This window comes from Hymenobacter sp. BRD128, from assembly GCF_013256625.1.
Taxonomy (GTDB): Bacteria; Bacteroidota; Bacteroidia; order Cytophagales; family Hymenobacteraceae; genus Hymenobacter.
This window is the reverse complement of record NZ_CP053908.1, coordinates 1,458,357-1,480,119: the sequence shown is the minus strand read 5'-3', so window position 1 is coordinate 1,480,119 and position 21,763 is coordinate 1,458,357. Positions and strand designations below refer to the sequence as shown.

Genomic DNA, 21,763 nt, shown 5'->3' with positions numbered 1-21,763 from the left:
ATGGGGTCTGTAACGGGGCCGGGCGGGCTAGGTTATACCGGGGCGCCAGGGCCACCCGGTCGATGTCCTTTTTCCGCCCTAGCTTCGTTCCCGCTGGCCCGGCCATCCGCGCCGGGCAGCTGCTTCCCATGACTTTGCTCGCACCTTATTTCTTGCGCCCGCGCTGGCTGCTGCTGGCGGCCCCGCTGCTGGCCGGCTGCGGCCACGCGCTGCCCGATATTCCGGGTTTTGCAGCGCCCGCCTGGCGCGCCGACCGCTATGCCTGCGCCGGGCGCCGAGCGGCCCTGCTGCCGCCGCTGCTGGCCGCCCGCCCCCGCCTCTACGAGGCCCGTGCCAACGACGTCACCACCCTGCTAGGCCCGCCCGACGAGGAAGAATTGCTCGCCAACACGGAGAAAGCTTACCACTACTACCTGATGCCCGGCCCGCAGTGCGGCCCGCGTCGCCCCCACTCCGCCGGCCCGCGCCTGAGCATTCACTTCGGGCCGCTCGGCACCGTCACGGAAGTACAATCCGACCCCGTGCCGCAGCGCTGACTACCTTAAAAAAGCCGGCCGGAATACTTCCGGCCGGCTTTTTTAAGGTAGTCAGCGCTGAATGAGGCTAGCCGCCGCCCGCAGTAGTACTTTGGTTTTCATCTTGCTGCAGCTGGCTTAGCTGCGAGGGCGACATAATACGGCCGCACTCCAGCTCGTACTGCGATTGTAGCTCGGCGAGCTGGCCGCTGCGGGCCGTCAGGTCGCTTTTGGTGGCCTGCTCAATCTCTTGCTGGCGCAGCTGCCGGGTGCGGTTCAGCGTCAGAAGCTTCACAAACTGGCCTTCGTTGAGCTGCAGGCGGCTGCTCATTTCGCGGGTCAGCTCAGTGGGAGTTTGGGGCGGCGTGGTTTGCGCCTTGCCCGAAAACGCCAGCAGCAGGGCTAGCGGTAGCAGGCGGAAAGAAGTTGTGTTCATAGGGTGATGAAGAGAATGTGCAGGTAGTTCTTGAAATTCTACCAGTTTGTAGGCCAAACCTAGCTTCGCGGCTCGATAGTTCCAATTTGGCTTATTTTCCTGCCTCGGCAGCCGCCCTACCTTCGCGGCCCGCTTCGCCCTCCTATGCTCACCTGCTTCGCCCCCGACCTGCGCCCCGACCAGCCCACCTACCTGCTCTCCGAGGAGGAAAGCAAGCACGCCGTGCGCGTGCTGCGGCTAGCCCTCGGCGCCCCCGTGCTGCTCGTCGATGGCCACGGCACCCTGGCCACCACCGTGGTCGAAGATGCCAACCCCAAGCGCTGCACCCTGCGCCTCACCGGCCACGAGCTGCGGCCCCCGCGCCCCACCTACACCCACGTGGCCGTGGCGCCCACCAAAAACCTCGACCGCATGGAGTGGCTCGTCGAAAAAGCCGTGGAAGTCGGCATCGAGCGCCTCAGCTTCCTGCGCTGCGCCCGCTCCGAGCGCCGCGACCTTAAGCTCGAGCGCCTGGAGAAAATCGCCGTCAGCGCCCTCAAGCAGAGCGGCCAGGCCTATCTGCCGCAGCTTGATGAATTAATCGACTTCGACAAGTTTATCGCCGAAATCGACCCCGCCACCACCTTCATCGCCCACCTCGAAGCCGGCGAGCGCACGGCCCTGGCCCAGGTTATCGGGGCCGCGCCGCGCTGCTGCGTGCTCATCGGCCCCGAGGGCGACTTCTCCCCCGCCGAAATTGAGCTGGCGCTGAGCCGGGGCGTGCGGCCCGTCACGCTCGGCAGCGCGCGCCTGCGCACCGAAACGGCCGCGCTGGCCGCCGTGTTCACGGCGCAGGTCGTGCGGGAGCTTTAGCAATTCCTACTATTTCAGGTAAGCGTAGAGCCTTAGGTTTTCCTCAGTTAATTCCAACTGGAATTGACCCACTTTACTGAGCAGCAACTCAATGGCTTCTAAATCTTGGGAGACAGGTTCAGCCTTCCCTTTCGTCGTTATAAAGCGAGGGAAATCCAGCCATTCTATCTCTTTGTAAGCATACCAGCCTCTCGGGTTTCCAGATACCATCGACTCCATTGCGCTAGCATAGTAGTCAAAGTCATAGTAGGTATTCTCATCAAATAGCAAGTGCCTAGTGGGCTCTTGCTCTTCCCATATTGGCTTAACCAAGCATTCTCTGATAATAGCTGCGTTAGCAACTAGCGTAGCAAGGAGTTTCACCCACTTGCTGTCGCTCATTAAAAATGAGGAAAATTTCTGCTGGATTAGCTTATCCAAGTAGAAATCTTGGCGCTGATGAATAGGCACGACGTATTTCATATCTTCTTCTCCTGCCGCTTCTTCACGCGCCAGGGGGCGTTTTTCTCCCAGTCGCCGGCCATGATGCAGCCGTAGGGCCGAATCTCGTCCACGGTGCGGGCTAGCCGGAACTCGGCAATCTGCTGCTGCACCTGGACGGCGTTTTTGTAGGCGCTGGGCAGCTCCGAAATGTCGATTTCGTTGAAGAAAAAGCGAGCGTCGATGCCCCGCGTTTCTTCGTCAAACCACTGCTGCTGGGTTTTGCTGGCCTTGCTGTACTTGTGGCGGGTGCGGCTGAGGTTGCGGCCCGCGCCGTGCGGGGCAAAGCCCAGGTTGTTGGCGGTAGTTTCGCCCTCCACGATGAGAATCGGCTCGGCCATGTTCAGCGGAATGATGCGCGGGCCGGTGATGTCGGGCATAAATTGCGGGTCGAGCGGCGTGGCGCCCTTGGCGTGGTAATACAGCTCGCCAGCCCGAAACACGAAGTTGTGCTCGTTCCAGAAGCGCTGCTGCACCGGCGCTTGCAGGCGCTGGGCCACATCGTCGTGCAGGCAGAGGTGGTTGAGCTTGGTCCACTGGCGCACGAGCTGGAGCGCCGCCCAGTACGCTTCGCCCTCGGGCGAGTCGGCGGGCAGCCAGGCATTGGCCGGGGCGGTTTCGGGCGAGAGCTGCTGGCGGAAGCGCTCGGCCACCTTCATGCCCTCGGTGTAGAGGCGCGCGCCCACGCCCCGCGAGCCGTGGTGCGTCACGAGCACCGTGTCGCCGGTGGCGGCCGAGGTGCCCACGTACAGGAAGTGGTTGCCGTCGCCCTGCGTGCCCAGGTGCTCCTGCGCCAGGCTCAGGGTTTTCTCGGAGCTTAGAAATGGGTTAGCGGCAAACTCGGCTCGCAACGCAGCGGGCAGCGCGTACTGGCGCTCGGGCAGCCGCCCGCCCGGCCCGAAGTGCGTCACCTGCTGGGCCACGTCGAGCACCGTTTTGGGGTCGAGGCGGCCCAGGTTGGTCAGCATCACCGAGCAGCAGATGTCGGCCGAGTGCATACCGGGGTGAATGGCCTGGCGCGCCACCACCACGCCACCCACCGGAATGGTGCCCACCGGCCCGGCCGGGCAGGCATCGGGCATCACGGCGCCCGTCACCACGGTGGGCGTGCGCATGAGTTGCTGCATCGAGAGCCGCACGGCGTCGATGTTCTGCTGCTCCACGGCCGTTTCGGCCCGGATATTCTCGAAGTAGGGCAGCGGCGCGGGCCGCAGCGGCAGCTCGGCCGGCGGCTTCACGGTGTCGAGGTAGGCTAGCCGGACCGCGCCTTCCAGCCCGTGGGCGTTGATATGCGCCAGGGCGTCTTTAAACCACTTGCCCGATTTGAAGCCGAGGTCGAGGAGGTCTTTGCCGGTGGTCATGTTGGTTTAAGTGCTTCTGTAAAGTCAAACCCTTCCAAGTAGGTAATTCTCCATTCCCCGTTTTCTTTTACCGCTCTAAATTTATAGGAAAAGTCTTTCCAGCCCGGGTCGGCGTCTACTGGCAGTTTCCCCCAGTGCCACGTTGCCTCTACCGTGTTCGGGCCTTTGCTAAGCACGTTTACTTCTACAAAATCATAGGGATTTGGCTTATCATAAGGCACATCCTGGCACCCGCACCACGCATTAACATCTCTAGAAAAGCCAAAGTCTGGCTGGTCGCCATCTAACCATCGCTGCGTGCCATTTCTAAGTCGCTTGTCAATCGTCAAAATAACCTTGTTGTAATTTTCTATAAACTCGGCCGCAAACAAACCGCTTGTGCGAAGTTTGGCCAGGTCTAGCCTGTGCGTGCTAAGGTTTAAGCTGGTAATGGCCTTCTTTTTAGTATCGACTACCCCAGGGAGCAACCCAACCTGTAGCGAGTCGCCCCACTTAAGAACTTTCCTGATGAGGGTTTGAATTTGTTCTTTATCATCCGCCGGCTTTGCTGCTTTTTTCGCTGTTGCCAAGGTTGCCTTCGTAGTGGCCGAATTCGTGTCGCTCTTTGCACCCGCGTCCCTTTTCTCTGTTACCAAAACTGGCTTCGTACCAGTTTGATTGCAGCCGAAAAGCAGCAATCCAGATAGTAGCGATACTGATTTAATCCGCTTCATTTTTTTGCTTTTCTCTCGTTGCTTTTATGCCCTACCGCATCGAGAGTTGCACGGCGTCGATGTTCTGCTGCTTCACCGTGTCGAGGTAGGCTAGCCGGGCCGCGCCCTCCAGCCCGTGGGCGTTGAGGTGCGCCAGGGCGTCTTTAAACCATTCGCCCGATTTGAAGCCGAGGGCGAGCAGGTCTTTACCGGTGGTCATGGGTAGTATTTGATGAATGTTTCGCCCGCAAGGTCTTTAAAGTAAAAGATATCAAAGGTGATGCGGGCTAGCTTATGCTGAAGTGCCTGCACGTCTTCTAAGGTCGAATACGGTGCAAATAGCATCAGTTTATCTTTATCGTCACACAACTTAAAGCCCAGCCGCATGAAAGCTTTGATTTGTCGCTTCTCTAGCGTGCACTCTTGCTTATGGCGGCGAACCTCCGGAATTGTCAGCATGAGTGTTTTTCTAACCAGTCTGATGTAGCAGTTAAGGCGCTGCGAATCCTGAAGCACCAGTATAAAACTTGTAATTTCTCCGGCTAGCACCTTGCCCAAAACATTACGCACTGAATAACCAGTTGTTTGCTTGGAAACAGCGGCAAGAGTGAACTTCGCTAACTGCTCTTTTTCTTCGGCTAGGCGCTCAGCAAGGTAGCGGCGCATATATTCCTTCTCACCAATTATTTTTTCTTCCAGAAATTTAATCGAATGTCTTAGCTGCTCTTTCTCATCGTGCCCACTATCCTGAAGGTTGTATAGCGTTTGCAGCTGTTGATTTACTCTAGCCAGAGTCTTGAAGAATAAACGAGCTTTTCCATAGTCCATCTCGGCCACGCATTCTTCCATTTCAGTGGTAAGGCTAGCGCGCTCCGCTTCATAGGCAGCTAGCAGCTTTTTGAGTTTCGTACTCATCAGGCACAAGTGGGCTTAGCTAGAAGTCTGACGCGGCTGAACCACCATTTTCGGCAAGATGTCTTTGCTCTACCTGGTAGCTTTGGTCTCTGCCACCGCTTTCTTGCAAACCTAATTAGCAATTCCTAGAATACATAAGCTTCGGCCCGCAATTATGCTAAAATCCTTATTACTGACGCTCGCCGCTAGCCTCCTGCTCACCACCACTGCCGCCGTGCCGCCCGCCGCGCCCAGCTACCAAATCGCCAAGCTGCACTACGGCGGCGGGGGCGACTGGTACGCCAACAAAACGAGCCTGCCCAACCTCATCGGTTTCTGCAACCAGGCGCTGCACACCAACATCGCCCCCGACGAGGCCACCGTGGAGCTCGACGCGCCCGAGCTGCCCAGCTACCCCTTCCTGCACATGACCGGCCACGGCAACGTGAGCTTCACCCAGGCCGAGGCCCAGAACCTGCGCAAGTACCTGCTCGGCGGCGGCTTCCTGCACATCGACGACAACTACGGCCTCGACAAGTTCATCCGCCCCCAGATGAAGAAGGTCTTCCCCGAGCTGGAGTTCGTGGAGCTGCCCTTCTCCCACCCCATCTACCACCAGAAATATCAGTTCCCGCGCGGCCTGCCCAAGGTGCACGAGCACGATGGCAAGCGCCCCCAGGGCTTCGGCCTCGTGTATAAAGGCCGCCTGGTGTGCTTCTACACCTACGAGTGCGACCTCGGCAACGGCTGGGAAGACGTGGGCACCTATCCCGAAGACACCCCTGCCGTGCACGACGCGGCCCTGCGCATGGGCGCCAATCTGGTGGCTTACGCCCTCACGCAGGACTAATTTTTTCATCTTAAATAGAAAATAAAAACGTCTGTCATGCTGAGCTTGCCGAAGCATCTCTATCGCACCGCTAGGGTGTCGTTCAGTAGAGATGCTTCGGCAAGCTCAGCATGACAGACGTTTTTTGTTTTGAATTTGCGGCTAGCCCTACCGCACGCCCTTCTCCGGGAAGCGGCCTTTTTTAGTGCGGTAAAAGGCTTTAATTTCTTCTAAGTCCTTCTCATAGTCGCCGGTGGGCCAGAACACCGGCCCCACGCCGGCCTCGCGCTTAGAGTAGTCGAGGAAGCCTAGCACGATGGGTACGCCGGCCTCCAGCGCCGCGTAGTAGAAGCCCTTGCGCCACTTGGGCTGGTAGGCGCGGGTGCCTTCGGGCGTGATGAGGATAACGAGCTCATTGTGCTGGTTAAAGAGCTGCACCATGCCATCGACGAGGCTGTTGTTGCGGCTGCGGTTGACGGGCAGCGCGCCGATGGCCTTTACCAGCCAGCCTAGCACGGGGTTTTCGGTCCACTCGCTCTTTACCGTGAAGCGCACGTCCACGTCCATAATGTAGAAGGCGGCGCGGGCCATGATGAGGTCCCAGTTGCTGGTGTGCGGGGCCGCAATCATCATGCACTTCTTGATTTCGGGCGGAATCTGGCCGGTTTGCTTCCAGCCGGCCACGCCTAAAATTGCCTTAGCGATGTAGTACCAGAACGTAGAGGTTTTGCGCGCAGCCATAAACGATAAAAGGGCGGAAAGACCGCAAAGCTAGCCAGAAACGGCGGCCGATGCCGCACCCGCCGCGGGCAGCAGCGCCCGCAGCGCGGCCCCCTGACTCAGCGTGTAGCGGTAGCCAATGTCAAATAGTTCGACGGATTTGCGGTAGTCGAGCGGGCGGTAATTGAGCAGCGCGGGCGGCTCCAGCAGCAGGTCGCACTGCGCCTGCCGGGCCAGAGTGTTGGAGTTGATGGCTAGCTGCAAGGTGCGCTCCAGCACCCGGCGCAGGGTGGGCAGGGTAGCCTCCCGGTTGAGCGGGTTGCAGTGCACGCCCACCACCGGCGCGCCGCCGGGCCTAGTGAGCAGCGGCTCCACGGGCAGGTTATTGAGCAGGCCGCCATCTACAAGCAGCTTGCCCTGATACTCGACCGGCCGGTAGATAATCGGCACTGCCGACGAAGCCAGCAGCGGCGGCAACAGTGGCCCCTGGCTGAAGTACACCGTTTCGCCCGCCACCAGGTCGGTGGCCGCCAGGGTCAGCGGCAGGCGCAGGTCTTCAAACCGCAACCCTGGCCCCAGGTGCCGGGCCAGCAATTGCTCCACGGCCTCTAGCCCCAGCAGGCCGCGCTGGCCGAATATCGGCCGCGTGAGCCGCACCACGTTCACGGCCTGAAACAGCTTCAGTACTTCGCGGGGTGCCACGCCCGCCGCGTAAAACGCGCTCGCGATGGCCCCCGAGCTCACGCCCGCCAGCCGGCCCACCGGCAAACCCAGCTCATCGAGCGCCGCCAGCACGCCCAGGTGCGCAATGCCCCGCGCCCCGCCGCCCGATAGGGCTAGCGATAAGGTAATGGGGAGCGACTCAGCAACTGGCGGCATAGGCATGGCTGGCAAATCAGCTTATAGCTCGCTGAGGCGCAGTGTTTCGCTCAGGCGGATGCCCTTGTCGGTGAGCTGCACCGTGCAGGCTTCGTGGTTAGGGTCATGCTCCAGCAGCAGCACCCAGTTTTCCTCGGCGGCGCGGCGCAGCACGGCTTCCTTCTCGCCTAGCGTGAGCAGCGGGCGCACGTCGTAGCTCATCACGTAGGGCAGCGGAATGTGCGCCGCGCTCGGCAGCAGGTCGGCCATGTAGGCCAGCGTGCGGCCTTTATACTGCATCAGCGGCACCATCATTTTTTCGGTGTGGCCGTCGGCAAACAGAATGTCGCTGAACTGCGGCAGCGCATCGGGCACCCCGGCGCCAGGGTCAATGAACTTCAGCTGGCCACTTTCTTGAATGGGCAAAATATTCTCGCGCAAAAAGCTAGCCTTTTCGCGGGCGTTGGGCTGCACGGCCCACTGCCAGTGCGCCTCGTTGCTCCAATAGGTAGCGTTAGCAAAGGCCGTTTGCAGCGCGCCATCGGGCCGGCGCACCACCGAGCCGCCGCAGTGGTCGAAGTGCAGGTGGGTAAGGAAAACGTCCGTCACGTCGGCGCTCGTCAAGCTCAGCTTTTGCAGCGACCTCTCCAGCGAGTCATCGCCGTGCAGGTAGAAATGGCCTCGAAATTTCTCGTCCTGCTTCTCCCCAATGCCGTTGTCGATGAGCACCAGCCGGTTGCCATCCTCAATGAGCAGACAGCGCATGGCCCAGGCACACATATTGTTGGCGTCGGGCGGGTTCAGCTTTTGCCACATGCTCTTGGGCACCACGCCAAACATGGCGCCGCCGTCGAGCTTAAATAAACCGGTATCAATCGGGTGGATTTTCATACGTGACTGTCATGCGGCGCCTGCGAAGCATCTTATCAAGCTAGCGCCGCAAGTTTTAGTAAATCTGAGGAAAACAGCCAAGAGCAGATGCTTCCTTCGGGTCGCAAAGTGCGCATGACCGACGTTATTCCACCACCACGCCCATCGCCGAAAACTTGTCGATGCGCTGCGAGATGCGCTCCTCGGCGGGCAGCGCGGCCAGCTCCCTGAGCGTGTCAATGAGCGTTTGCTTCAGAGTAGCAATCATTTGCTCGGGGTTGGTGTGGGCACCCCGAGCGGCTCCTCGATAATGCCATCGACCAGGCCGGCCTGCTGCATGTCGGTGGCCGTGAGCTTAAGCGCCTCAGCGGCCTGCTCCTTGTAATCCCAGGAGCGCCACAAAATGCTGCTGCACGACTCAGGCGAAATCACCGAGTACCAAGTATTTTCCAGCATCAGCACGCGGTCACCGATGGCGATGCCCAGCGCCCCGCCGCTAGCTCCTTCGCCGATGATGACGCACACCACCGGCACTTTCAGCATAAACATCTCCTTCAGGTTGCGGGCAATGGCCTCGCCCTGCCCGCGCTCCTCGGCCTCCAGGCCCGGAAACGCGCCGGGCGTGTCGATGAGCGTCACCACGGGCACGTTGAATTTCTCGGCTAGCTTCATCAGGCGCAGGGCCTTGCGGTAGCCCTCGGGGTTGGGCATGCCGAAGTTGCGAAACTGCCGCTGCTTGGTATTATGGCCCTTTTGCTGGCCGATAAACATCACCGGCTGTCCGTCGAGCTCGCCAAAACCGCCCACCATCGCCTTGTCGTCGGCCACGGTGCGGTCGCCGTGCAGCTCCACAAATTTGTCGGCCATGCCGCCGATGTAGTCGAGGGTGTAAGGCCGCTCGGGGTGGCGCGAAAGCTGCACCCGCTGCCAGCGGGTGAGGTTGGCGTAGGTTTCCTTTTTGAGGGAATTGATTTTGGCCTCCAGGGCCACTACCGCCTCCGTTACATCAACGTCGCTCTCGGCCGCCAGCTTCTGCATTTCCTGCAATTTGCCTTCCAGCGCGGCGATGGGTTGTTCAAAGTCAAGCAGCATAAGTCAGGTCTGAGGTTCCTGTTTTCTGAAGAATAATTGGGTAGACATAGCAGGAAGCAACCCGCCAACTGGCGCCCGCTGCCGGTCCGCTAAATGCCGGGCGGCAAAGGTAAACCCAAACTCCGGCAGCTAGCCCGCCCCAAAATAATGAGCCTGAAAAACAACCTACAACGTTTGCCGGGAGCGCCAAAAGCCGCTTTTTTGCTCCCTCGGCTTGTATGAGGCTTTTGGCTAGCCCTACCTTTGCAGCACCAAAGCGGAAAACGGTGACGTTTTCTGGTAAGGCAAAACGGTTTGGTAGTTCAGTTGGTTAGAATGCCGCCCTGTCACGGCGGAGGTCGCGGGTTCGAGTCCCGTCCAGACCGCTCCGTTTAAAAAAGGCCCCTCCTGCTCCCGGGAAGGGCCTTTTGCTTTGCCGGCTACTGCCGGGATGATGCTGCCCGATTAAGTACTTTTTTCAACTCCGGCTTGTGAAAGCCAATTTTATTTCCTTACCTTTGCAGCACCAAAGCGGAAAACGGTGACGTTTTCTGGTAAGGCAAAACGGTTTGGTAGTTCAGTTGGTTAGAATGCCGCCCTGTCACGGCGGAGGTCGCGGGTTCGAGTCCCGTCCAGACCGCTCCGTTTAAAAAAGGCCCCTCCTGCCCCCAGGAAGGGCCTTTTGCTTTGCTACCCGGTGCTAAGTTTCTGCAAAGGTGCCTGGCCTAGAGTCGTTTCTAAGGCGGTGTACAGGGTGGCCAAAAGCCGACCACACCGGAGAAGCTGTATCCTGAGTTGGAAACCGCCTTAAATAGCGGCTGGCTCCAAGTGCATAAATACTTGTTTGCCAAGCAAAAAAGCGCATTGGCCTGGCTTTTTTGTTTATTGGACGAAAAAAAGGAAGCTGAACTGCACGCCATGCCCTAACTTTAGGGCATGAACTATCCCACCCCCGCTCTTCAACCGCTCCCCGTTTCTTCGCTTGTTACGGAGCAAAGCCGCCAGCGCTTAATAACGGCCATTATTTCCGTCACCAACGGCATAGCCTATTATATCGAGCCCTACCAGCAGCAATTGCTTGACCGCTATACGCGTGGTCGCATGACGCTCGATGAAGTTGTATATTCCCTGGAAGCGGCTGCATCTTTCCGGACTACTGCCAGGTAGATAGCCCCCTATTAGGGCGTGTTTTTTTTACAATCTACCTGCTGCCAGCCAGCAACAATAGCGCAGTCGCCTCTAACGCTAGTAGGCAGCTGCGCTATTGTTACTCTGGGGTATTTTATATATTAATTTATTATATTATTTATCGATAATTTTTATTAAATTGCAAACGGTACAAGATGCAGTAAAAATCCCCCTTGGGCACCCGGGCTACGGCTGGGCAGCGACAACTGGAAGGGCTTTGCGAAACACGACTTTGTCGGTACCCACCGCGTAGAACTCGCGGATGCGCGCTTCCTGCTCGTAACCAGCGTGGCGGTACAGGGCGCGGGCTGGCTCCTGGTCCTCATCGCCCGAGGTTTCAATCAAGAGCAGCCGTCCGTTGCGAGCGGCTAGGGCAGCTTCCACAACTTGCAGCAAGGCCATCGCCTGCCCCTGCCGGCGGTGGTCGGGATGCACCCCGATAAAATACAGGTTCCAGGTGCCCTGCGCCATCCGCTCAGGCGCGTAATAGACAGCGCCGGCCAGTTCGGTGGCGCTTTCTGCGACCAGCCAATGGTCGTCGGGACCGGCCGCTCCCGCAACGTAACGGGTAAGCAGCGCGTGCATTTCTCTCAGCCCCTCCGGGTCAAACAGGCCCACGGCTTGGAGCAGCGCCAGCAGCGCCGGCAAATCGGCGGGCCCGACTGGCCGAATGGTCGCGCCAGGAGTATAAACCGGCGGGGTATGGCTGGGCGTGTCTGCGGCTTGGGACTTAGCGGGGAGGATATCGTCCTGCATCGTGGTTTAGGGAAAAAAATTAAGGCATTGACGAGCAAGTGCTACTCGCCTGCCACCGCCAGACTATCCGGCACCTGCCCAAGCAGGCGGCGTAGCGCTGCCCCTAAAAAAGTAGGGGCAGATTTTAGGGGCAGATTGGCTTCTGACCTGGCCTGACCTGTCGAAGCGAAACCGCTCTAGCACTAGCGGGAAGGCAGGTAAGCCCAGTTAGAAAAGCATAGGCACAAAAAAAGGCCGCGCCACCCGGCACGACCCTTTCCAAACCCGGACGCAGCGAGAATTCCCACCCAGCGCTGGTCCGTGGCTCCAACCCAGTGGCTAGTGCCGGAACAAAAGTTCGCGGTACTTCACCAAGGGCCAGTCCTCATCGGCCACAAGCAGTTCGAGCTTGTCGGTCGCGCGGCGGATAGCCGCGAATTTTTCCTTTACCGTGTCGCAATACAGGATGGCGCGCTCACGGGCATCTTCTACTCTATTGGCCACTTTGCGGGCTTCTACCATCGCATCGACCGTCGTTTTAATAGTCGACACGTAGCGCGAGATAGACTTAATCATTTCTACCGTCACCTCGCTGTTTTCGTCGAGGCCCAGCTCACGCAGGCCGCGCACGTTCTGCACCAGCTTATTCTGGTAAGCTAGCGCGGTCGGGATGACGTGGTTAACGGCCAGGTCGCCGAGCACGCGGCTCTCAATCTGAATCTTTTTGGTATAGTCTTCGAGCAGGATTTCGTGGCGGGCGTGCAGCTCGGTGTGCGACAAGATGCCGTGGCGGGCAAACAGTTCGGCGGCGTTGTCGCGCACCATCGCGTCGAGGGCTAGCGGCGTAGTGGGCACGTTGGCCAGGCCGCGGCGGGCGGCTTCGTCCTTCCACTCATCCGAGTAGCCGTTGCCTTCAAAACGGATGTCTTTCGACGAGATTACGTAGCTGCGCAGCACGTCTACGATGGCGACTTCCTTCTTCTTGCCCTGGGCGATGAGCTCGTCTACTTCGGTTTTGAAATCGATGAGCTGGTCGGCCACGATGGCGTTGAGCGTGGTCATGGCCGATGAGCAGTTGGCCGACGAGCCCACGGCGCGCAGCTCAAACTTATTGCCGGTGAAGGCGAACGGCGAAGTACGGTTGCGGTCGGTATTATCGAGGATAATGGCCGGAATCTTATCGATACCCAGCTTGAGGTAAATGTTGTCGCCTTTGTCGAGCGGCAGCTTGGCGGTGCGCTCCAGCTCATCGAGCACGCCGTCGAGCATCGAGCCCAGGAACACCGACATGATGGCCGGCGGCGCTTCGTTGGCGCCGAGGCGGTGGTCGTTGCTAGCCGAGGCGATGCTGGCGCGCAGCAAGTCGGCGTAGCGGTGCACGGCCTTTACCGTGGTGATAAAGAAGGCCAGGAACTGGAGGTTCTCCTTGGGCCGGCGGCCGGGGGCTAGCAGGTTCACCCCGGTGTCGGTGCTCATTGCCCAGTTGTTGTGCTTGCCCGAGCCGTTGACGCCCGCGAAGGGCTTTTCGTGCAGCAGCACTTTGAAGTTGTGCTTCAGGGCCACGCGCTCCATCACATCCATCAGCAGTTGGTTGTGGTCGATGGCCAAGTTGGCATCCTCGAAAGTGGGGGCGCACTCGTACTGGTTGGGGGCTACCTCGTTGTGGCGGGTGCGCAGCGGAATGCCGAGCGCGTTGGCTTCTTCCTCAAACTCAAGCATGAAGCCGTGCACGCGGGGCGGAATCGAGCCGAAATAATGGTCTTCGAGCTGCTGGCCCTTGGCTGGTGCGTGGCCGAAGAGCGTGCGGCCGGTCATCACGAGGTCGGGGCGGGCGTCGTAGAGCGCCTTGTCAACCAGAAAATACTCCTGCTCAATGCCGAGCGTGGTATTCACGCGCTGCACGTCCTTATCGAAGTACTGGCACACGTCGACGGCGGCTTTTTCGAGCACGGCCAGCGACTTAAGCAGCGGGGCTTTGTAGTCGAGGGCTTCGCCGGTGTAAGCCACAAAAATTGTGGGAATGCAGAGCGTCTTGGCGCCTACCGTTTCGATGATGAACGCGGGCGAAGTGGGGTCCCAGGCGGTGTAACCGCGGGCCTCGAAGGTGTTGCGGATGCCGCCGTTGGGGAATGACGACGCATCGGGCTCCTGCTGCACGAGAGCCGAGCCTTTGAAGTTCTCAATCGGCCGGCCGTCCGAGTTCAGGTCGAAAAACGAGTCGTGCTTTTCGGCAGTGGCGCCGGTGAGAGGCTGAAACCAGTGGGTGTAGTGGGTAGCCCCCTTAGCCATGGCCCAGGTTTTCATGGCCGAAGCCACGGCGTCGGCTACGTTGCGCTCAACGGGCGTGCCGTGCTTGATGGCCGCTTGCAGCTTTTTGAAATACTCGCCGGGCATATTCGCCCGCATTGCCTCGAGATTAAATACATTTTGCCCAAACGAGTCGGACCGGCGGGCCGCGAAGGGCTTTACAGTCAGCGCCTGGCGCTGGTCAACGAGTTCGAGAGCTTTAAAGCGGAGAATGGCCATGAAATTGAGGATGGGTATCTGATTTCAAGGCAAAAATACGGAGGAGCGGATGATTTTCCGCAGCTGCCCCCTTCAGTTTGCAGATTTCCTGGGTAAATAGCCCTAATTAATCGGCTAAAGGGGTAAAATTGCCAGTCAGGATTTTTACCGGTTTTCGCCGATTACGCACCTAAAGTACTAAGCATCTAAGCACTAGTCGGCAAGCACAATTGAAATAGCTGGCGGCTACTATTTGGCAACCAGCAGCCTGAATTTATTACCCTAACTCAGGCGACGAGTGCAATTTGGCGTAGCCCGTAACTTTGCGGCCATGCTTGGCACTTTGCTCGCCCGCTTTCGCCAGTTTCGCCGCCAGCGTCGGCAGCAGCGCCACCTGCATCAGTTGAGCCGCCTTGATGCGGCGGCCCTCGCCAGCCAGGCGCCGCCCGATGCCAGCCACGTATTGGTAGTGCGCAACGACTCCATTGGCGACTACCTATTATATCGGCCCTGGCTGCGCCGCCTGAGCGCCGAGGCGCACCGCCGGGGCCAGCGCCTCACGCTGGTGGCCCATGCGCTGTGGGCGCCGCTGGCCCGCGCCTGGGATGCCGACTTATTTGCGGAAGTACTCGCCGTTGATTTTAAGCGCTTTACTACCGACCTGGCTTATCGGGCCGAAACAGTGCGGGCGGTTGGCGCGCTCGGTGCGGGCGAAGTCATTTATCCGGTGCATGTGCGCGAGGCAACGGCCGAAAACTTTATTCGCTTCCTGCAGGCGCCGGTGCGGGTGGCTTGCCAGGGTGAGCACCACAAGGGGCCGTGGTTTGCCGCGCTCGACGCGGGCTACACCCGGCTGCTGCCCAGCACCCCCGCGGTACTGTTTGAGTACGACCGCAACCGCGAGTTTTTCGAGCACTGGCTAGGGGCCGGCACTACGCCCGTCGCTGAAGCGCCGCTAGGCTTGCCTGCTTCCGTGGCCAGCGCGGCGGCAGCCATGCAGGCGGCGGGGCCGTATATCGTGCTTTTTCCGGGGGCCAGCGCCCGGCAAAAGCGCTGGCCCACCGGGCGTTTTGCGCAGCTAGCCAAGCGCCTGCAGCAGCACTATGGCCCTCAGTATAGACTAGTAGTGGCCGGCAGCCCCGCCGATGGCCACCTGGCCCGGCAGATTCAGCAGGCGGCCGGGCCAACGGTACCCCTGGAAAACTGCTGCGGGCAGACCGACCTGCCGGGCTTGGCGGCGCTGGTGGCGGGGGCTAGCCTGCTCGTTAGTAATGACACCGTGGCCGCCCACCTAGCGGCGCAGGCCGGCACGCCCTGCTTGGTGCTGCTGATGGGCGAGAACTACGGCAAGTTTTTTCCTTATCCGCCGGCTCTTTTGCGGGCGCCGTGCCAGTGCTTGTTTCCGCCCAGCCAGGAGGCGCGGTTTGCGCACGGTGATTTCAGCCCGCCCGCGCAGGACCCCGACATCAGCCAGATTGCACCGGCGCGGGTGCTGGCGGCAGTTGTCGAGCTGGTAGGCCCTGCTGCGCGCTAGGCGCCGGAGCAGCCGTATCTTTGCAGGCTCATGACTCCCCAAACCGTTGCTTTTTATACGCTGGGCTGCAAGCTCAATTTCTCCGAATCGTCGGCTCTGGGCCGGCAGTTTGAGGAGCGCGGCGTGCGCCGCGTCGAGTTTGAGCAGGGCGCCGATGTGTACGTGGTGAATACCTGCTCCGTCACCGACCACGCCGACCGCAAGTGTCGGCGCGTGGTGCAGCAGGCGCTCAAGCACAATCCGCAGGCCTTCGTGGCCATTGTGGGCTGCTACGCCCAGCTCAAGCCCGCGGAAATTGCTAACATTCCCGGCGTGGGCGCCGTGCTGGGCGCAGCCGAGAAATTCCGGCTGGCCGAGATTCTAACCGAGCTGGAATTGCCAGAGGCTGGTGCCACCGGGCCGGGTCGGGTATTTGCCTCGCCCATCAGCGCGGCGCACGAGTTTCACCCGGCGCAGTCGCTGGGCGAGCGCACGCGCACCTTTTTGAAGGTGCAGGATGGCTGCGACTATTCGTGCTCATTCTGCACCATTCCGCTGGCGCGGGGAGCTAGCCGCTCGGGTAGCGTGGCCTCGGTGGTCGAGCGCGTGGAAAAGCTGGCTGGCCAGGGCGTGCAGGAAGTAGTGCTCACGGGGGTAAACCTGGGCGACTTTGGCCTGCAAGGCCCCGAGCGCGAGCGCCGCGAAAACTTTACCCAACTGGTGCAGGCACTAGAGAAGGTGGAGAATATGCGCCGCTACCGCATCAGCTCGTGCGAGCCTAACCTGCTGACTGACGAGGTTATCCAGACCGTGGCGGCGTCGCGGCGCTTTATGCCGCACTTCCACCTGCCGCTGCAAAGCGGGTCGGATAAGATTTTGGGCCTGATGCGCCGCCGCTACCGCCGCGCGCTCTACGCCGACCGCGTGGCCCGCATCAAGGAATTAATGCCGCACGCCGGCATCGGGGTCGATGTAATTGTAGGCTTTCCGGGCGAAACGGAGGCCGACTTTCTGGAAACCTACCAGTTTCTCAACGAGCTGCCCATCAGCTACCTGCACGTTTTCCCCTACTCGGAGCGGGCTAATACGCTGGCCCCCACCCTGCCCGGCCGCGTGCCCGAGCGCGTGCGCACCGAGCGCACCACCCAGCTGCGCAGCCTGTTGGAAAAGAAGAAGCGGGCTTTCTACGAGCAGCACACCGGCCTCGAAACCGAGGTATTGTTTGAAGATGACGTGACCGATGGCCGCGTGGAAGGCTACACACCCAACTACATCCGCGTGGCGGCCAAGTACGACCCGCTGCTGGTGGGCGAAATCCGGCCGCTGCGCCTCACCCAGGTGAATGCGCTAGGACTGATGGAGGCCGAGGAAGTAGGTCTGTTTGCCTAAATCACGTATTTAGCTAATTATTAAATAATTACACGAATTTTGAAGCCATCCTAAACCAACAAGGCCACCCCCACGGGTGGCCTTGTTGGTTTAGGATGGTTATTTGCCTTCACTGGCGGGGGCTAGCCAATGACACAAAAATAATTGTCTCTAAAATCCGCTGAATCCGAAGCATCCGCGGTTCAGACATTTCGTTGCAGCACCGCTACGAGCTGCTGCATGAGAGCTTGCTGTTCGAGCAGGTGCTGGTTGCGCTGCTCGGCCAAGGCTAGCTGGTGCTGGAGATACTGGGTTTGGAGCGCAACCGTGAGGTAGGCCGGGTCGGGTGCCGGCGCTGTCGGCGCGGGGCTAGCCACTGGCATCGGCGGCGCTACGGGGGTTGCCGCCGCTGAGGGCGCCGGGGCCACCGGCGTGGGCGTCGGCGCTTCGGCTGCTACGGGGGGCACAGCGGCTGATGCAATTGCTGGCTGGGGAGGGGCAAACAAGTCGGCGGCCGGGGGCGTGGAAGCAGGCGTAGCAACGGGGCTAGCCGGCTCAGCAGGGGCTCTCTCCGTCACCAACATTGGTCCTTGGCCGAGCAGCAGCCAGTCTTTCGACACATTTGGGTACGTTTCGAACACCTTACACAGTAGGTCATAGCCGGGCTTGTTGCGCTCGTCTACCAGGTGTTGAATAACAGTGGCTGTCTTATCCAGCGACTGCGCAAAGGCATTTTTACTCATTCCCAGCTGTTGAATGAGCTGGGTAAAACGTTGGCCGATGGACTCAGGAGCAGGCATTTGCACAAATGGTAAGTTGCACAAATGTAAAAGCTAAACGCTTCCCGACTTAACTCCTTCCTTCTTACTGGCTAGCATTCGCATACCGGCGGCGCAGGTCGCGGGCCAGATTGTTGAACACGTATTCGTGCTCTTGCCTGATGCCTAGCACTTCGAGCGGCTGCCAGTACCGACGCGGCCTAAGAACCGAGGTGTAGATGGTAATGCGCGTGAGCTTGCAGCTATTGCTACCCAGGCTATCAAAGTAGTAATTGGCGGCGCGGAAGCCGAGCCATTTACGGCCGACCAGATTATAATCTATTACTTTCATCTCCAGAACCTTGCCTTTTTTCAGGGCTGTTATCTGCTCGGTAATGGTGCCACCGCCAAAATCGCGGTTGCTTAGGTTGCCTCCCTTAAAATAACAGGTGCGCCGCCCGCCAACCGCTTCTTTTTCCAGCACGCACCGGGTGGGAATAGGCAGGTCGAGGTGCATGAGTAGCGGCTTCGGGGCATCGAGGGTGTCCACGGCTTTGATGCACTCATAGACCTGCCGGGGCGAGTAGGCAAATACCTGTTCGGTTCTGACGGCCACGGTAGCTGTCGCGTCTTTGGTGAAGTAGGTTTCGGTGGGCGCGGCTACCAGAAACAGGCCAAGCGGCAGCACCAGTACCGGCAGCCTGCTAGTGCCCTGCAGCTGCCGATAACGCCGTGCCAAATGCGAGACGACGTAACCCAAAAAGATGAGCGGCACCATAAGGGGTAGCACCATAACGATGCAGAGCAGGCCCGATAGCCCGGGCACGAACGAGGCCAGCAGGGTAAGCAGGGTGGCGGCCAGGGCACCCCCCAGCGTGTATTTTGCTTTTGGCATAGCTCCGAGGGCTACCCCTAGCACGATGGGCAACAGTACGAATAATACTATCCCATACTGCGCCAGCCCCCCGAACAAAAAAATAATTCCGGTTCCGAAAAAGAAAAAGGTTAGGCCAATGGCCAGTCGAAAGCTCTTATCACGTAATACTTCGTTCATGGCCGGGCGTTACCAAAGGCTTGGAAAAAGGAAACGGATAAGCTACTCGTAGCGCAGGCTATCAATCGGGTCGAGCGCGGCGGCTTTGCCGGCCGGATACGAGCCGGCCAGCAAACCCACCGTTACGCAGATGGTGAGCCCCAACCCTACCCAGCCCCAGGGCACGAAAAAGGTCTTGCTGCCCGCCAGCACCGCCACGCCATTGCCGGCGCCCACCCCTAGCAGAATGCCAAACAGGCCGCCCAGCACGCAGATAACGATGGCTTCGAGCAGAAACTGCAGCCGCACCTGCCGCGCGGTAGCCCCCAGCGCCTTGCGGATGCCGATTTCGCGGGTGCGCTCGGTCACCGACACCAGCATGATGTTCATGAGCGCGATGCTGGCCCCGAGCAGCGCCAGAAAGGCGATGATGCCGCCGGCTAGCTGCATCTTGCCGGTGAGCGAGTCGAGCGTGCCGGTGAGCGACTCGGGGCTTTCGATGTCGAATGAGTCTTCCTGGCCCAGGCGGTCGTTGCGCACGGCGCGCATCACGCCGGTGGCCTGGCTTTGCAGAAAGGCGAGCGAGCCGGCCGTGGGCGTGGCCGTTTTCACGTCGTAGGTGAGGGCGCCGGTGCGGGGTAGCTGGTTGCCGGTTTCGAGCGGCACCAGCAGCAGGCGGTCGGCCCCGCCCGAGCCGCCCATCGTGCTGCCGCTCTTTTCGAGCAGGCCCACTACCTGAAAGCGCTTGCCCAGGGCGTAGATATACTTGCCGACAGGGCTAGCCTGCGGAAAGAGCTTCTCCTTCATTTCCTGGCCGATGACGGCCACGTTGGCCCCGGTGCTTAGCTCGGCCGGCGAGAAGGTGCGGCCCTGCGTGAGGGCGTAGCTCTGGATGCGCAGGTAGTTTTCGTCGCCGGCTACCACCTGCATGTTGGGGTTGGTTTTCTGGCCGTTGGCCTTGATTTCGGTGGCTCCGCTGATGAAGGCCGACACGCCTACCACCGTGCCCGGCTCGCGGCGGGTCAGCTCTTTTTTATAAAGCGTGGCTTGCAGGTAGCTCAGCGGCGGGTACTGCTTGCCCTGCACGCCGCCGCGCCGAAAGCGGTTATTATAGCCTTTGGCCTTGATTTCAAAGGCATTAGCCCCGAGGCTAGCGAAGGTATCGCCCAGCGAATGGCGCATGGCGTCAATGGCCGTGAGAATACCCACCAAGGCCATTAGCCCAATGCTCACGATGAGCGCCGTGAGAATGGTGCGCAGCAGATTGCCGGAGATGGAGCGCAGCGCCTCGCGGATATTTTCCAGAAAACTCATAAAATCGCAGATTGGGCAGATTGGGCAGATTTCACCGATGCGGGCGGCTAGCCGGTGCTGGCACCGCAAAGTTCAGCGACCGCGCCTTACCTTGAACTACGGTTGCGGCCGGCCCGTTGGGCAGCTAGGCCCTTAGTCCTCAAAAGTATGTTGCTGAAGCGTCTTGCCCTGTTGTTGGCGTTGCTGGCCCCGGCCCTGGCGGCCCGCGCCAACCATATTTTCATCCCGATGGATAACACCCAGAAGGAACATCTCAAAGCTTATGGCCTGTGTTACTGGGCGTTGAGCAAGCAGATTGAAATTGATTGGCTGCTCAATTACCGGGGTGGCTCCTTTGCCTGCGAGGCGCAGCCGGCCCTGGAAAACGAGCTAAGCGTGCGCGGCATCACGTTCCAGACCATTTCGGAGGCGCAGTACACCGGCATTTTGCAGCAGATAGCCGACCCCAACGCCAACATGGACGTGATGAAGCTGGAGAAAGTCCCCAAAATCGCGGTGTACACGCCCAAGGGCAAGCAGCCCTGGGACGACGCCGTGACGATGGTGCTCACCTACGCCGAGATTCCCTATGACAAGATTTACGACGACGAGGTGCTCTCGGGCGTGCTGCCCAAGTACGACTGGCTACACCTGCACCACGAGGATTTTACGGGCCAGTACGGTAAGTTTTATTCGGCCTACCGCTACGCGCCCTGGTACCAGCAGCAGCAGCGCGAGGCCGAAGCCGCCGCCAAGCGCAACAACTTCAAGAAAGTGAGCGAGATGAAGGCGGCCGAAGCCGTGAAGATGCAGGAGTTTATTGCGGGCGGCGGCTTCATGTTTGCCATGTGCTCGGCCACCGACAGCTACGACATCGCCCTGGCCGGGCTAGGGGTCGATATGGTGGAAAGCATGTACGACGGCGACCCCGCCGACCCCAACGCCCAAAGTAAGCTCAACTTCAACCGCACGCTGGCTTTCCAGAACTTCCAGCTGAAAACAAACCCGATGGAGTACGAGTACTCCAACATCGACATGCAGCCGTATGAGCGCGGCCTCTACGAGCAAAACGATTATTTTCAGCTTTTTACCTTCTCGGCCAAGTACGACCCGGTGCCGACCATGCTGACCCAGAACCACGAGAAGACCATCCACGGCTTCATGGGCCAGACCACGGCGTTTCGCAAAAGCCTCATCAAGCCCGATGTTATCATTATGGGCGAAACCAAGCAGGACGGCGAGGTGCGCTACATGCACGGCACCCTGGGCAAAGGAACCTGGACTTTCTACGGCGGCCACGACCCCGAGGACTACCAGCACCTGGTGGGCGAAGAGCCCACCGACCTCTCGCTGCACCCCAACTCGCCCGGCTACCGCCTGATTCTGAACAACGTGCTCTTCCCGGCGGCCAAGAAGAAGAAGCAGAAGACCTAAGCGCGAGGTTGCGCTTAAAACGACAACTGGTCCCAGAACACCACTTGGCCATCCTGGTTGTGCACAAACTGCACGTTGCCATCCTGCGACACCACAATGGCCAGGCACTCGGGCGCCGCCAGGCACAGGCGGTAGGCGGCCCGGTGGCGGGTGCCGCCGTGGTCGGCGGGCACCGCTTGAAAGCTGGTGCCTTCCACGTTCAGGGCCCGGTACACGGAGCTGAGCGGCACCTGGGTAGCCTGAATCTCGACCCCAAAACCCACAATATCAATTTGCTGGGTGAGCACCAAAGCGCCATCGACGGCCGTCATGCCCGCGATATAATCGGAAAAGTGGTCGATTTGGGTCGTGAGCACGC

Annotated in this window: 22 protein-coding genes, 2 tRNA genes and 1 pseudogene; 9 read left to right on the top strand and 16 right to left on the bottom strand. The window is 59.9% G+C overall.

The annotated features are described in order from the left end of the window. Positions 1-128: 128 nt before the first annotated feature. Positions 129-536, top strand: a complete 408-nt coding sequence (locus GKZ68_RS06630) for a hypothetical protein (protein ID WP_173112259.1) — start codon at positions 129-131, stop codon at positions 534-536. Positions 537-603: 67 nt separating this feature from the next. On the opposite strand, the gene GKZ68_RS06625 is transcribed toward GKZ68_RS06630, so the two are convergent. Then, a complete protein-coding gene (locus GKZ68_RS06625) occupies positions 604-951 on the bottom strand; it encodes a hypothetical protein (protein WP_173112258.1) in 348 nt (115 codons plus the stop codon). A 144-nt stretch (positions 952-1,095) separates the two neighbouring features. On the opposite strand from GKZ68_RS06625, the gene GKZ68_RS06620 reads away from it, so the two are divergent. Beyond that, on the top strand, positions 1,096-1,803 hold the full coding sequence (locus GKZ68_RS06620) for a 16S rRNA (uracil(1498)-N(3))-methyltransferase (RefSeq protein WP_173112256.1): 708 nt from the start codon (positions 1,096-1,098) through the stop codon (positions 1,801-1,803). A gap of 9 nt (positions 1,804-1,812) precedes the next feature. Here the strand turns inward: GKZ68_RS06620 and GKZ68_RS06615 are convergent, their stop codons facing one another. From GKZ68_RS06615 to GKZ68_RS06595, 5 genes are read right to left on the bottom strand one after another with little or no spacing between them, the layout of a single operon-like run. After that, positions 1,813-2,265 carry a hypothetical protein gene (locus tag GKZ68_RS06615; protein WP_173112254.1) on the bottom strand — a complete coding sequence of 151 codons (453 nt, stop codon included), beginning with the start codon at positions 2,263-2,265 and terminating at the stop codon, positions 1,813-1,815. Next, on the bottom strand, positions 2,262-3,644 hold the full coding sequence (locus GKZ68_RS06610; protein ID WP_173112252.1) for an RtcB family protein: 1,383 nt from the start codon (positions 3,642-3,644) through the stop codon (positions 2,262-2,264). Before GKZ68_RS06610 ends, GKZ68_RS06615 begins: the two co-directional genes overlap by 4 nt. Then, positions 3,641-4,357, bottom strand: coding sequence for a hypothetical protein (locus GKZ68_RS06605; RefSeq protein ID WP_173112249.1), 717 nt, complete (start codon positions 4,355-4,357; stop codon positions 3,641-3,643). The genes GKZ68_RS06610 and GKZ68_RS06605 overlap by 4 nt, the downstream gene beginning before the upstream one ends. 31 nt (positions 4,358-4,388) lie before the next feature. Beyond that, positions 4,389-4,556 (bottom strand): hypothetical protein, encoded by a 168-nt coding sequence (locus GKZ68_RS06600; RefSeq protein WP_173112246.1) that lies wholly within the window; start codon positions 4,554-4,556, stop codon positions 4,389-4,391. Then, positions 4,553-5,251, bottom strand: coding sequence for a hypothetical protein (locus tag GKZ68_RS06595; RefSeq protein ID WP_173112243.1), 699 nt, complete (start codon positions 5,249-5,251; stop codon positions 4,553-4,555). Before GKZ68_RS06595 ends, GKZ68_RS06600 begins: the two co-directional genes overlap by 4 nt. A gap of 154 nt (positions 5,252-5,405) precedes the next feature. Between GKZ68_RS06595 and GKZ68_RS06590 the strand changes: the two genes are divergently transcribed. Next, the gene (locus GKZ68_RS06590; RefSeq protein ID WP_173112240.1) at positions 5,406-6,080 is read left to right on the top strand and encodes a DUF4159 domain-containing protein; all 675 of its coding nucleotides are present in this window, start codon (positions 5,406-5,408) and stop codon (positions 6,078-6,080) included. A 147-nt stretch (positions 6,081-6,227) separates the two neighbouring features. On the opposite strand, the gene GKZ68_RS06585 is transcribed toward GKZ68_RS06590, so the two are convergent. From GKZ68_RS06585 to GKZ68_RS06570, 4 genes and pseudogenes are all read right to left on the bottom strand, one after another. Then, complete coding sequence (locus GKZ68_RS06585) at positions 6,228-6,800, bottom strand: 1-acyl-sn-glycerol-3-phosphate acyltransferase (RefSeq protein ID WP_173112237.1); 573 nt, start codon at positions 6,798-6,800, stop codon at positions 6,228-6,230. Between the two features lie 30 nt (positions 6,801-6,830). After that, positions 6,831-7,658 carry a patatin-like phospholipase family protein gene (locus GKZ68_RS06580; protein ID WP_173112235.1) on the bottom strand — a complete coding sequence of 276 codons (828 nt, stop codon included), beginning with the start codon at positions 7,656-7,658 and terminating at the stop codon, positions 6,831-6,833. A gap of 21 nt (positions 7,659-7,679) precedes the next feature. After that, on the bottom strand, positions 7,680-8,528 hold the full coding sequence (locus tag GKZ68_RS06575; RefSeq protein WP_173112232.1) for an MBL fold metallo-hydrolase: 849 nt from the start codon (positions 8,526-8,528) through the stop codon (positions 7,680-7,682). Positions 8,529-8,652: 124 nt separating this feature from the next. Then, positions 8,653-9,599 (bottom strand): annotated as a pseudogene (locus tag GKZ68_RS06570) (acetyl-CoA carboxylase carboxyltransferase subunit alpha). 291 nt (positions 9,600-9,890) lie between these two features. Here GKZ68_RS06570 and GKZ68_RS06565 point away from each other — a divergent pair. From GKZ68_RS06565 to GKZ68_RS06555, 3 genes are all read left to right on the top strand, one after another. Then, a tRNA-Asp gene (locus GKZ68_RS06565) sits at positions 9,891-9,964 on the top strand. Positions 9,965-10,144: 180 nt separating this feature from the next. Continuing rightward, positions 10,145-10,218 (top strand) — tRNA-Asp (locus GKZ68_RS06560). A 296-nt stretch (positions 10,219-10,514) separates the two neighbouring features. After that, a complete protein-coding gene (locus tag GKZ68_RS06555) occupies positions 10,515-10,745 on the top strand; it encodes a hypothetical protein (RefSeq protein WP_173112230.1) in 231 nt (76 codons plus the stop codon). 207 nt (positions 10,746-10,952) lie between these two features. Here the strand turns inward: GKZ68_RS06555 and GKZ68_RS06550 are convergent, their stop codons facing one another. After that, positions 10,953-11,522, bottom strand: coding sequence for an N-acetyltransferase (locus tag GKZ68_RS06550; RefSeq protein ID WP_173112227.1), 570 nt, complete (start codon positions 11,520-11,522; stop codon positions 10,953-10,955). Positions 11,523-11,840: 318 nt separating this feature from the next. Beyond that, positions 11,841-14,027 carry a glutamine synthetase III gene (locus GKZ68_RS06545; protein ID WP_173112224.1) on the bottom strand — a complete coding sequence of 729 codons (2,187 nt, stop codon included), beginning with the start codon at positions 14,025-14,027 and terminating at the stop codon, positions 11,841-11,843. Between the two features lie 310 nt (positions 14,028-14,337). Here GKZ68_RS06545 and GKZ68_RS06540 point away from each other — a divergent pair, with 310 nt between their 5' ends. After that, positions 14,338-15,540 (top strand): glycosyltransferase family 9 protein, encoded by a 1,203-nt coding sequence (locus GKZ68_RS06540; protein ID WP_173112221.1) that lies wholly within the window; start codon positions 14,338-14,340, stop codon positions 15,538-15,540. A gap of 30 nt (positions 15,541-15,570) precedes the next feature. After that, positions 15,571-16,908, top strand: a complete 1,338-nt coding sequence (gene mtaB / locus GKZ68_RS06535; protein WP_173112218.1) for a tRNA (N(6)-L-threonylcarbamoyladenosine(37)-C(2))-methylthiotransferase MtaB — start codon at positions 15,571-15,573, stop codon at positions 16,906-16,908. Positions 16,909-17,090: 182 nt separating this feature from the next. On the opposite strand, the gene GKZ68_RS06530 is transcribed toward mtaB, so the two are convergent. From GKZ68_RS06530 to GKZ68_RS06520, 3 genes are all read right to left on the bottom strand, one after another. Further along, the gene (locus GKZ68_RS06530) at positions 17,091-17,687 is read right to left on the bottom strand and encodes a helix-turn-helix transcriptional regulator (RefSeq protein WP_173112215.1); all 597 of its coding nucleotides are present in this window, start codon (positions 17,685-17,687) and stop codon (positions 17,091-17,093) included. Positions 17,688-17,751: 64 nt separating this feature from the next. After that, positions 17,752-18,699, bottom strand: a complete 948-nt coding sequence (locus GKZ68_RS06525; protein WP_173112212.1) for a polyketide cyclase — start codon at positions 18,697-18,699, stop codon at positions 17,752-17,754. Positions 18,700-18,741: 42 nt separating this feature from the next. Then, positions 18,742-19,992: an ABC transporter permease gene (locus tag GKZ68_RS06520; protein WP_173112209.1), complete on the bottom strand. Its 1,251-nt coding sequence runs from the start codon at positions 19,990-19,992 to the stop codon at positions 18,742-18,744. Between the two features lie 147 nt (positions 19,993-20,139). Between GKZ68_RS06520 and GKZ68_RS06515 the strand changes: the two genes are divergently transcribed. Then, on the top strand, positions 20,140-21,405 hold the full coding sequence (locus tag GKZ68_RS06515) for an asparagine synthetase B (RefSeq protein WP_173112206.1): 1,266 nt from the start codon (positions 20,140-20,142) through the stop codon (positions 21,403-21,405). A 14-nt stretch (positions 21,406-21,419) separates the two neighbouring features. On the opposite strand, the gene GKZ68_RS06510 is transcribed toward GKZ68_RS06515, so the two are convergent. Further along, positions 21,420-21,761 carry a diadenylate cyclase gene (locus GKZ68_RS06510; protein ID WP_173112203.1) on the bottom strand — a complete coding sequence of 114 codons (342 nt, stop codon included), beginning with the start codon at positions 21,759-21,761 and terminating at the stop codon, positions 21,420-21,422. Between the last annotated feature and the right edge of the window lie 2 nt (positions 21,762-21,763).